The 10,161-nt window shown below is 65.8% G+C and carries 6 protein-coding genes; 5 read left to right on the forward strand and 1 reads right to left on the reverse strand.

Annotation, left to right across the window (positions count from 1 at the left end; genetic code table 11):
• Positions 1-98: 98 nt before the first annotated feature.
• A complete protein-coding gene (locus tag AC0KUR_RS08790; RefSeq protein WP_473375722.1) occupies positions 99-1,796 on the reverse strand; it encodes a M4 family metallopeptidase in 1,698 nt (565 codons plus the stop codon).
• Positions 1,797-3,198: 1,402 nt separating this feature from the next.
• On the opposite strand from AC0KUR_RS08790, the gene AC0KUR_RS08795 reads away from it, so the two are divergent.
• From AC0KUR_RS08795 to AC0KUR_RS08815, 5 genes are all read left to right on the forward strand, one after another.
• Positions 3,199-3,441 (forward strand): hypothetical protein, encoded by a 243-nt coding sequence (locus AC0KUR_RS08795; RefSeq protein ID WP_034190058.1) that lies wholly within the window; start codon positions 3,199-3,201, stop codon positions 3,439-3,441.
• 164 nt (positions 3,442-3,605) lie between these two features.
• A complete protein-coding gene (locus tag AC0KUR_RS08800; protein WP_034190059.1) occupies positions 3,606-4,877 on the forward strand; it encodes an HlyD family secretion protein in 1,272 nt (423 codons plus the stop codon).
• Positions 4,878-4,888: 11 nt separating this feature from the next.
• Positions 4,889-7,111, forward strand: coding sequence for a peptidase domain-containing ABC transporter (locus AC0KUR_RS08805; RefSeq protein WP_124608251.1), 2,223 nt, complete (start codon positions 4,889-4,891; stop codon positions 7,109-7,111).
• Positions 7,112-8,539: a TolC family protein gene (locus tag AC0KUR_RS08810; RefSeq protein WP_059561069.1), complete on the forward strand. Its 1,428-nt coding sequence runs from the start codon at positions 7,112-7,114 to the stop codon at positions 8,537-8,539.
• Positions 8,521-10,113 carry an acyltransferase domain-containing protein gene (locus AC0KUR_RS08815; protein ID WP_080287899.1) on the forward strand — a complete coding sequence of 531 codons (1,593 nt, stop codon included), beginning with the start codon at positions 8,521-8,523 and terminating at the stop codon, positions 10,111-10,113. The genes AC0KUR_RS08810 and AC0KUR_RS08815 overlap by 19 nt, the downstream gene beginning before the upstream one ends.
• Positions 10,114-10,161 lie beyond the last annotated feature (48 nt).

Consider the following 10,161-nt stretch of genomic DNA (forward strand, 5'->3'; position numbering starts at 1 on the left):
GTGAACGTCGCGTGACCGCGTCCGGCCAGCCTTCGATGCGAAGGACCGAAGGACGGCTGCGCGATCGCCCGACGTTCGACGGGTTCACGCACGCACCGTCAATTCACCCCGACCGCGCTCCAGGCCCGCGCGACCGTTGCGCTTTCGGCCGAGTTCGCGCCATACAGGTCGTTCGCCGCCTGGATCGACGCCCGTCGCGCGTTCGGGTAGCTCGAGTTGGCGTTCAGGTACACGGTCAGCGTGCGGTACCAGATCTTGCCGGCCTTCTCGCGGCCGAGGCCGCTGAAGGTCGTGTCGCCGTTGCAGACCAGTTGCGCCTTCGACAGGCCGGTGTCGGTCGACGGCACCGACGGGCCTTCCGACAGCAGGTAGAAGAAGCGGTTGCCGACGCCCGACGTGAAGTGCGGATCGTGGCGCGGATTCGACCACGAGAAGCCGCCGGACGGGTAACAGCTGAACGACCGGCCGTCGAGATCCTGCTTGTACATCTTGCGCAGGCCGCCGCTCACCACGCGCGCGCCGATCACGTAGTTGCCGGGATCGTTCGGGTTGTTCGCGTAGTACTTCACGAGCGTGCCGAAAATGTCGGACGTCGATTCGTTCAGGCCGCCCGCGTCACCCGAATAGTTCAGGTTGGCGGTGGCTTCGGTCACGCCGTGACTCATCTCGTGCCCGGCGACGTCGACTGAAACGACCGGTTTCGGCAGGCGAGTGCCCGGATCGCCGTCGCCATACACCATCACGTGCGACGACAGCCAGGCCGCGTTCGCGCCGGTCGTGCCGCTGCCGGTGTTGAAGACCACGTGAGCGTAGCTTTTCACGCCGCGGCCGTCGTTGAAGATGCCGTTGCGGTTGTGCGTGGTCTTGTAGTAGTCCCACGTCAACGCGAGCCCGTAGTCGATGTCCGCGGCGACCGTCTGCCGGTCGGTCGTCGTGTTGTTGCCCCACACGTTCGTGCTGCTCGTGAAGATCGGCAGGTCGGTCGCTTGCTCGACATCGTCCGAGCTCAGCCCACGGCCGTCGTAGACCGATCCGCTGCCGCGGCCCGGATCGAGCATCCGGTACGCGTTCGTGCCGGTCTGGTCCGTGGTGAGCGTCAGGTTGCCGTAGTACAGCGAGCGGCCGGTGCCGGTCGCGGCGGCGGTCTTGATCAGGTCTTGCGCGTCGAGCACGGTGCCGGTGCGTGCGTCGACGTAGTACAGCACCGCATCGCCGTGCGCTTCGGTGGCCTTGCCGTATACGCGCACCGCGTAGGCCAGAGCCGGCGCGACGTCGCGCGCGAACACGACGAGTTCCGCGTCATCGACACGGCGTACGTCCGAGTTGAAACGCGCGGCCGCGATGCGCGTGGCCCTGGACGCGCCGACATCGGGTGCGTTGCGTACCACCGCGCGGTTTCCGACCTTGCCGATCGTGGCGGCGAGATTGATCGGCGCGGGCTGAGTCAGGCTCGCTTGCTTCAACTGCCCGTTGCGCGAATGGACGACAACGTCGCCGCCTATCACGGGCAGGCCCGCGTGGAAGCGGTCGAAGCGCACGTGCTCGGTGCCGTCGGGATCGACGATCACGTCGCGTACCTGGAACTGATCGCCGTCCGCCGGCGCGTTCGCCTGCGGCCCCGCGAACTTCAACGTGCGTGCCGTGCCGCCGGTGGCGAGGCTGAAGGCGGACGGGTTCTGCTGGATCAGTTGCAGCGCTTTGTCGACCGCGGCCGACGGGTCGCCGGCCTGGGCAAAAGCGCTGAGACTCGCGACGGTAATCGCGGTGACGGGCAGCAGTCGAGACAGTTTCTTCATGTAATTCCCCAGATTATGAATGGGTTTGTTCGAGGAATGAATCAAGTGAAGACTTCCATACAAGACATGTCGCGAACAGCAGAGGCATGCTAGAGGGTGGTTTTTATAATTACAAGATATTTCCGGTTGGATTAAATTTTCATATCGCTATCGTTAATCAAGTCATGATTTGGTGATGGATTTGAAATGATCTTGTCGGCTTCATCGGAGGCCTCGCCGGCATTGCATCGGCGGTGGATGACTGCGAGGCGTCTCGTGACGCTCAGCGCGGCGCGGGACGCGGCTCGACGTGGGTCGGGAGGAATGAGCGAAGTGGAGCGGATTGAAAGCGGCCGCAGAAACTTGATTTATTAAACGTCGGTTTTGATTGTTTTCATTTGGTACTGAATTTGCGAGCATGAATAATGATTGAGATATTTCAGTTTTTTGATGTAGAAGACTTTGAATCCACGTTGAGATTTGGGAGGACGCCCGCTACGTAGCGAAATTTTGAACGTGAGGCCGTCAGATATTTTGATGCCGTGTTGATCGTGACCCGATGGCGGGTAATCCCGGTCGTGCAAGCTGCTGCCGGACTGATCGTGTGACGGATATCGAGGCCGGCGACAGGCTTGCCGGGACCGGCCCAAACATAGCCGCTGCCGGTGGCTGCTTCGTCGAAGCGGGCGGCGCACCGCCGCGGGCGCGGGTGGCCGGGTTTATCCGGCCGACGGCTCGATGCTTGCAAGGGAGCGACGGATCGACCGTGGAGACACGAGCTTTCCAGAATCAACTGAGGGCATTCAATCGCAGCAGGCAAGCTCGGAATTATCAATAAAAAAGAGCAAATATCCGCAAAATATCGGGTTTGCCCGATGGTGCGGTATCGTACAAAGAGCGCCGGCAAAGTGACGGATCATTGGCCCGTCCGATTCAGTGCTGTAAAAAAAACTGAGGTGAAATCTGATGTCGACGCGCCATTCAATGACATTTCGTTGATTAGGTGAGCGGCATTTAGCGCGCGATTATTCTCGGTCGATCCTCGGTCGGGCAGTCGTTCTCGTTGAAATTTCGTACTCCATGACGTGCGGGTGCCGCAGCATCCATGCGCGGGGGCACCTGTACGTCCGTTACTCGACGTCTTTCAGACGGATGCCGGACGGGACGAGGAGTGCTCGCATAGCGCCGATGAATTACCGTCCGGTTGCCGATTACGGTGAAAGGTCGACCGATTGATCTCGGCCGCCGGGATTTTATGCGCCGTTTGAGCAGGATTGATGCAAGGGTTTAATTCGGATTGATCGATATGTCGCGTCGTTCGAAAGTTTAAATCTATTTAACGTGTTGATCTGCGTCGCAATCGCGGCGTTGTTCGATGCCCCGCTAGATGGATTATCTAGCAATTTGAAACTGGAGAAATGCAATGCAAGAACTGAATCAACAGGAAATCGCACAAGTTTCCGGCGGCTACTACAGCGGCCCGGGCATCCCGTCGGCGTTGGGCAACATCATCGAATGGGGCGGCAGCACCGCGGAGAGCATCGGCAATGCGCTGACGTTCGGCATCTTCGCCGCACCGGTCAAGCAGGCATACAACATCGGCGAGACGATCACGACCGCCGCGGTGAACCTGCTGGACGGCCTGTTCGGCGGCCCGCAGTACTGAGTTGCCTGCATTGAGGCGACGCGGTAGCGGCCGCGTCTCCCGATGATGGAACTGACGATCCGGTATGCACGGGTCTTCCATGTATACCGGATCGCTTTTGCCTGTTCCGACGCGTGGAAGCGGAATGGACGCCGATACCGATATTGGGCGACACGTTGGTGAAAATGGAGTTCGGTCTTTTTCGTTCTGAAGCGGCACAGGCTCGGCGCATGCGGGTGCTGGGCGACATCGTGCTCGTGCACCCTCTGTCCATGACGCTGCTGACGGTCGCCGCGATGGTCATGGCCACCTGCGTGGTGCTGTTCTTCACGTTCGGTACGTATACGCGGCGCACGACGGTCTCCGGTGTAGTGATGCCGGATGCGGGCCTGGTCAAGGTCTATGCATTGCAGCCGGGCATCGTCGTCGAGCGCGACGTGAAGGAAGGGCAGCGCGTGACGCGCGGGCAGACGCTCTACACGGTGTCGACCGACTTGCAAAGCGCGGCGCAAGGTGCGACGCAGGCCGCGTTGATCGCGCAGGCGCGGCAGCGCAAGGCATCCCTGCTCGCGGAAATGGACAAGACCCGCAGCCTGCAGCAGGACGAGCGCGACACGCTGCGCGCGAAGATCGCCAACCTGAAAGGCGCGCTCGCGCAAATCGACGACCAACTCGCGGCCCAGCGGCTGCGCACGTCGATCGCGGCCGACGGCGCCACGCGCTATCGCCGCCTGCTCGCGCAGGATTACATCTCGAAGGACCAGGCGCAGCAGCGCGAGGCCGACCTGCTCGACCAGCAGTCGAAGCTGAACGGGTTGCTGCGCGACCGTGCATCGACGCTTCAGTCGCTCACCGAGGCGAGCAACGAACTGTCGGGGCTCGGCTTCAAGCAGCAGAACCAGCTCGCGCAGATCGACCGCAACGTGATCGACGTCGACCAGAACCTGATCGAAAGCGAGGCGAAGCGCCGGATCGTCGTCACCGCGCCGGAGGCGGGCATCGTCACGGCCGCGATCGCGGACGTCGGCCAGTCGGTCGATACGTCGCGGCCGCTCGCGAGTGTCGTGCCGGGCGGCGCGCGCTGGCAGGCGCACCTGTTCGTGCCGAGCACGGCGATCGGCTTCGTGCGGGCCGGCGAGCCGGTGCTGGTCCGCTATCAGGCATTCCCCTATCAGAAATTCGGCCAGTACGGGGCCACGGTCGTGTCGATCGCGCGCACGGCGCTGTCGGCGGCCGAACTCGCGAACGACGGCGGCCCGGCGGCGACCCCGGGCGAGGGGCGCGACGCGACGTTCTACCGTGTGATCGTCGCGCTCGACGCCCAGCACGTCACCGCATACGGCGCGCAGCAGCCGCTGCAGGCCGGCATGACGTTGCAGGCGGACATCCTGCAGGAACGCCGGCGCCTGTACGAATGGGTGCTCGAGCCGCTTTACAGCCTGACCGGCAAACTCTGACGGGCGCACGCATGCGATTACTCGATCGACTCTCGTTCGGCCTCGGCCGCAAGCTGCCGATGGTCCTGCAGACCGAAGCGGCCGAATGCGGCATCGCATGTCTCGCGATGGTGGCAGGTTATCACGGCCATCACGTGGATCTCGCGACGCTGCGCGCGCAGTTTCCCGTTTCGCTGAAAGGCGCGGGCCTCGGGCGCGTGATCGAGATCGCGCAGCGCCTGTCGCTCGGCACGCGCGCGGTGAAGCTCGACCTGGCGCAGCTCGGCCAGTTGCGCCTGCCGTGCCTGCTGCACTGGAATTTCAACCACTTCGTCGTGCTGAAGGAAGTGAACGGCAAGACCGCGACGATCCACGATCCGTCGCACGGTATTCGCAAGGTATCGCTCGCCGATGTCTCGCGCGCGTTCACCGGCGTCGCGCTGGAGCTGTGGCCGAACGCCGGCTTCGCGCCGCGCGCGGCGCGGCCGGCGGTCAGGCTGCGCGAACTGCTGGGCCCGGTGTCGGGGTTGTCGCGCTCGCTCGCGCAGATCCTGGTGCTGGCGATCGCGCTCGAAGTCTTCATGCTCGTGCAGCCGTTCTTCCTGCAATGGGTGATCGACGAAGTGATCGTCAGCGCCGATCGCGACCTGCTGACGGTGCTCGCGCTCGGCTTCGGCCTGTTGCTGCTGATGCAGCAGGCGACCGGCGCGATTCGCGCGTGGGCGCTGATGTATGTCGGCGTGACGCTCAACATCCAGTGGCGCGCGAACGTGTTCACGCATCTGCTGAGCCTGCCGGTGCGCTATTACGAACGCCGCCATCTCGGCGACGTCGTGTCGCGCTTCGGCTCGATCGACACGATCCAGCAGACGCTGACCACGTCGTTTCTCGGCGCGGTGATCGACGGGCTGATGACGCTCGTCACGCTGGCGATGATGTTCGTCTACAGCCGCACGCTCGGCTTCGTCGCGCTGGCGACGATGGCGCTGTACGCGCTTGTCCGATGGATGTGGTACGGCCCGTTGCGGCGCGCGACGGAGGACCAGATCGTGCACGCGGCCAAGCAGCAGAGCCATTTCCTCGAGACGGTGCGCGGCGTGAAGACGATCAAGCTGTTCAACCGCCAGACGGAGCGGCGCGCGAGCTGGATCACGCTGCTGGTCGAGCAAGTGAACGCGAGCCTGCACGTGCAGAAGCTACAGATCTTCTATCAGCAACTCAACGGGCTGCTGTTCGGCATCGAGAACGTGCTGGTCATCTGGCTCGGCGCGCGGATGGTGATGGACGGCCAGTTCACGGTCGGCGTGCTGATGGCGTTCAACGCATACAAGAGTCAGTTCGACAGCCGGGTCGGCAGCCTGATCGACAAGTATTTCGAGGTCAAGATGCTGCAGTTGCAGGGCGAGCGGCTGGCCGACATCGTGTTCGCGGAAGCGGAACCCGACGCGAGCCTGCGCAGCGTGCCGGGAGAGGCGGACACGCTCGACGCGAGCATCGAGATCGACGGGCTGTCGTTCCGCTATGCGGACGGCGAGCCGCTGGTGCTGGACGGCGTCAATGCGACGATCGCGGCCGGCGAATCGGTCGCGATCGTCGGGCAGTCCGGTTGCGGGAAGACGACGCTGATCAGCGTGCTGCTCGGGATTCACGAGCCGACGGGCGGCGCCGTGCGCATCGGCGGGCTCGACGTGGCCAGGCTCGGCATCGAGCGGCTGCGCGCGCTGGTCGGCACGGTGCTGCAGGACGACGTGCTGTTCGCGGGGTCGATCGCGGAGAACATCAGCTTCTTCGATCCGGAAGCGGACCCGGACTGGGTCGCCGAGTGCGCGCGCATCGCGGCCGTGCACGACGACATCGCGGCGATGCCGATGGGCTACAACACGCTCGTCGGCGACATGGGCACCGTGCTGTCCGGCGGCCAGAAGCAGCGCGTGCTGCTGGCGCGCGCGCTGTACAAGCGGCCGCGCATCCTGGTGCTCGACGAAGCGACAAGCCATCTCGACATTCAGCGCGAGATGCAGGTCAATGCGGCCGTCACGCAGCTCGCGATGACGCGGCTCATCGTCGCGCACCGGCCGGAGACGATCGCGTCCGCGCAGCGCGTCATCATGCTGCAAGGCGGGAAGGTCGTGCTCGATCAGTCGACCGCGGCGATGCGCGCGGCGGTCGCGGCGAAGTCGCATGCCGGCGTGCCGGCCGCGTCCCGGCCGGCACCGCACGATGCCGGGCCGGTAGAGCCGGTGGCGGGGCGCTAGATGATGAAGCGATCATTCGCCGTCGTGCTGACCGCCGTTGCGCTGGCCGCCGCGCTGCCCGCGAGCGCGCAGATGCTCGACGTCTATCGCACGCGCGACGACGTCGCGGCGACGCAGGCCGGGTCGATGGCATCGGCCACCGCGTGCGGCGCACGGCGCCTCGACGACCGGCCGCTCGCGCTGGAGGACGCGATCCTGCTCGCGATCTGCTCCCATCCGCAACTGAGCCGCACGTGGGCGGATGCACGCGCGGCGACGGCCGAGGTCGGCGTGTCGAAGGCCGCGTACCTGCCGACGCTGAACGCGACGGCCGGGATCCAGCGCGACAACGTGAACACGACCTATACGGGCGGATTCTCCGGCGATCAGCGCAGCACCAGCCGTTACGGCATGCTCAACCTGAGCTGGGTGCTGTTCGATTTCGGCAAGCGCGGCGCGAACCTCGACCGTGCGCGTGCGTTGCTGCGCGCGGCCAACGCGGCGCACGACGACGCGTTGCAGAGCGTCTTCTTCGACGCGGCGCAGGCGTTTTATGCGCTGCGCGATGCGCAGGCGGCGCTCGAGGCCGCCCAGGCGGTCGAACATGCGGCGCAGGAGAGCCTGGCCGAAGCAAGCGCGCGGCATGACGGCGGCGCCGGCACGCTCGGCGACGCGTTGCAGGCGCAGACGACCTATCGCAAGGCGCTGCTCGACCGTGTGAGCGCGGAGGGCGACCTGCAGAACGCGATCGGCACGCTCGCGACGACGCTCGGCGCGGACGCCGACACGCCGCTGCGGATCGCCGACGCGGAACCGTCGCCCGATCGCGACGATTTCACGCGCGGCGTCGCGAACCTGATCGCCGAAGCGAAGCGCGATCACCCGAAACTGATCGCCGCCCGCGAGCGGCTCGAAGCGGCGCGCGACCAGATCCGCGCGGTGCGCGCCCAGTCGCTGCCGACGATTTCGCTGATGGGCAGCCTCTCGCGCAACAACCCGTCGTACCAGCAGCAGCCGTCGCTGTTCCAGTTGCAGAGCAGTCACAGCAACTCGATCGGCATCCAGGTTTCGATTCCGCTGTTCGAGGGATTCGCATCCGGGTATCGCATCGCGCAGGCGAAGGCGCAGGCCGATGCGCAGGAAGCCGATGTGCGCAGTACCGAACTCAAGGTGTCGCTCGACGTGTGGAAGAGCTACCAGAGCTTGCAAACCGACACGACGAACCTCGACAACTCGCAGCATCTGCTCGACACCGCGCTGCATTCGCTCGACATCGCCCGCGGCCGCTACAAGGCCGGGGTCGGCACGTTCACGGAACTGCTGAATGCGCAGTCGGCGCTCGCGGATGCGCGCCGGCAGCGCGTGCTCGCGGTGTCGAGGTGGCGGACCGCGAGACTGAAGCTGGCCGAGAGCCTTGGGAGGTTGGGATTATGGAACGACGCGAGTTGAACGGTACCGGGCCGAACGTGGGCGACGCGCAAGCGCGCGGCTGCGCGTTCCTGTTCCCGGGACAAGGGGCGTTCTATGCGGGCGCGTTGCGGCAACTCGGGCGAGAACACCGCGGCGTGCGGCAGACGCTCGACGCGATCGACGCGGTCGCGAGCGAGCGGCTCGGCCAGCCGCTGACCGGCGCGCTGTGGCGCGACGATGCGGGGCTCGATACGTGGCTGCGCGAGGCGCCCGACTTGTTGCAGATCGGGATCTTCGGCGCATCGGTCGGGATGTTCGGCGTGCTGCGCGAACGCGGCGTCGTCCCCGACCTGCTGATCGGACACAGCTTCGGCGAAATCGCGGCGCTGGTGTGCGGCGGCGTCTATTCGATCGAGCAGGGCGCGCGCATCGTGTGCGACCGGATTGCGTCGTTGCAGGCCGCGGCGCCGGCCGACGGCATGATGGCCGCGATTTCGGCCGGCGCCGACGCGACACTCGCGCTGATCGACGCGAGCGCGATCACGCACGGGGTGCGCAACGTCTGCATCGCGGTCGAGAACCACGCGTCGCAGACCGTCGTGTCCGGCCCGCGCGACGCGCTGGAAGGTTTCGTCGCGGCCTGCGCGGCGCGCGGCGTGACCGCACAGACGCTCCGGTCTCCGTATGGCTTTCATCACCCCGACCTGGCCGGCGCGCGCGCGCAGTTCGCCGCGCGGCTTGCCGCCTATCGACCCGGCGCACTCGCGATTCCGGTGTATTCGCCGATCCTCGGCCGCCGCTATAGCGGCGCCGACGATCCCGGCATGCGGCTCGCGTCGCATTTCGTGATGCCGGTGCGCTTCGCGGACGCGATTCGCGCCGCGCGCGCGGACGGCATCGCCCGCTACGTCGAGTGCGGCGCGCTCAATGCGCTGGCGCGCATCGTCGTGCGCATCGCGGGGCCGGGCGCGGTCAGGACGTTCGGCGGCCCGACGAGCGTGGCAGAGGAATCGAGCGTCGTCACGACGATCACCCGTTATTTCCAGGAGGACAGCATCATGAAGGACGATATTCGCATCGGCAACGCCGGCTCCGGCTTCGACGCGTTCTGGCAAGCGCGCGGACCGCACATCGTCGACTGGCTCAAGGGCGAACTGCGTCACGCGTTCGACGCGGCGGGCACGGTGCCGGCAGGCACCGCACCGACGGCGACGCCACTCGCGCCGCAGCCGGACCCGATTCTCGCGCCCGCGCCGCGCCTCGCGGCAGTGGGTGGAGCGGCGCTGGCGCCGGTTCCGGCGCCGCCGAGTGAGGGGGCGCCCGCGGCGGTTGCCGCGGCGCGGCCCGCGCACGTGCCGCGCGAGCGGCTGTTCTCGGAGCTCGTCGATATCTACGCGCAGGCGATGGAATATCCGGCCGAGGTGTTCTCCGAATCGATCGAGCTCGAAGCCGAACTCGGTATCGACTCGGTCAAGCAGACCGAGATCATCCAGCGCATTACCGCGCGCTATGCGTTGCCGCCGCTGCCCGCGAATTTCCGCAGCGGCGACTTCAAGGCGATGGGGCAGATCGTCGATTTCGTCTACGAAAACCAGGGAAAGGCGCTCGCCTGACGGCCGTGGGCCGAAACGTTGGTCGGCAGGGGGGGCCCTGCCCGTAAT

It is taken from the genome of Burkholderia sp. YHN3-13 (genome assembly GCF_055810675.1).

What these genes read in the sequence shown, in the direction of transcription:
- AC0KUR_RS08790 (WP_473375722.1), bottom strand. Translation starts at nt 1,796, where the DNA reads ATGAAGAAACTGTCTCGACTGCTGCCCGTCACCGCGATTACCGTCGCG.
- AC0KUR_RS08795 (WP_034190058.1), top strand. Translation starts at nt 3,199, where the DNA reads ATGCAAGAACTGAATCAACAGGAAATCGCACAAGTTTCCGGCGGCTAC.
- AC0KUR_RS08800 (WP_034190059.1), top strand. Translation starts at nt 3,606, where the DNA reads ATGGAGTTCGGTCTTTTTCGTTCTGAAGCGGCACAGGCTCGGCGCATG.
- AC0KUR_RS08805 (WP_124608251.1), top strand. Translation starts at nt 4,889, where the DNA reads ATGCGATTACTCGATCGACTCTCGTTCGGCCTCGGCCGCAAGCTGCCG.
- AC0KUR_RS08810 (WP_059561069.1), top strand. Translation starts at nt 7,112, where the DNA reads ATGATGAAGCGATCATTCGCCGTCGTGCTGACCGCCGTTGCGCTGGCC.
- AC0KUR_RS08815 (WP_080287899.1), top strand. Translation starts at nt 8,521, where the DNA reads ATGGAACGACGCGAGTTGAACGGTACCGGGCCGAACGTGGGCGACGCG.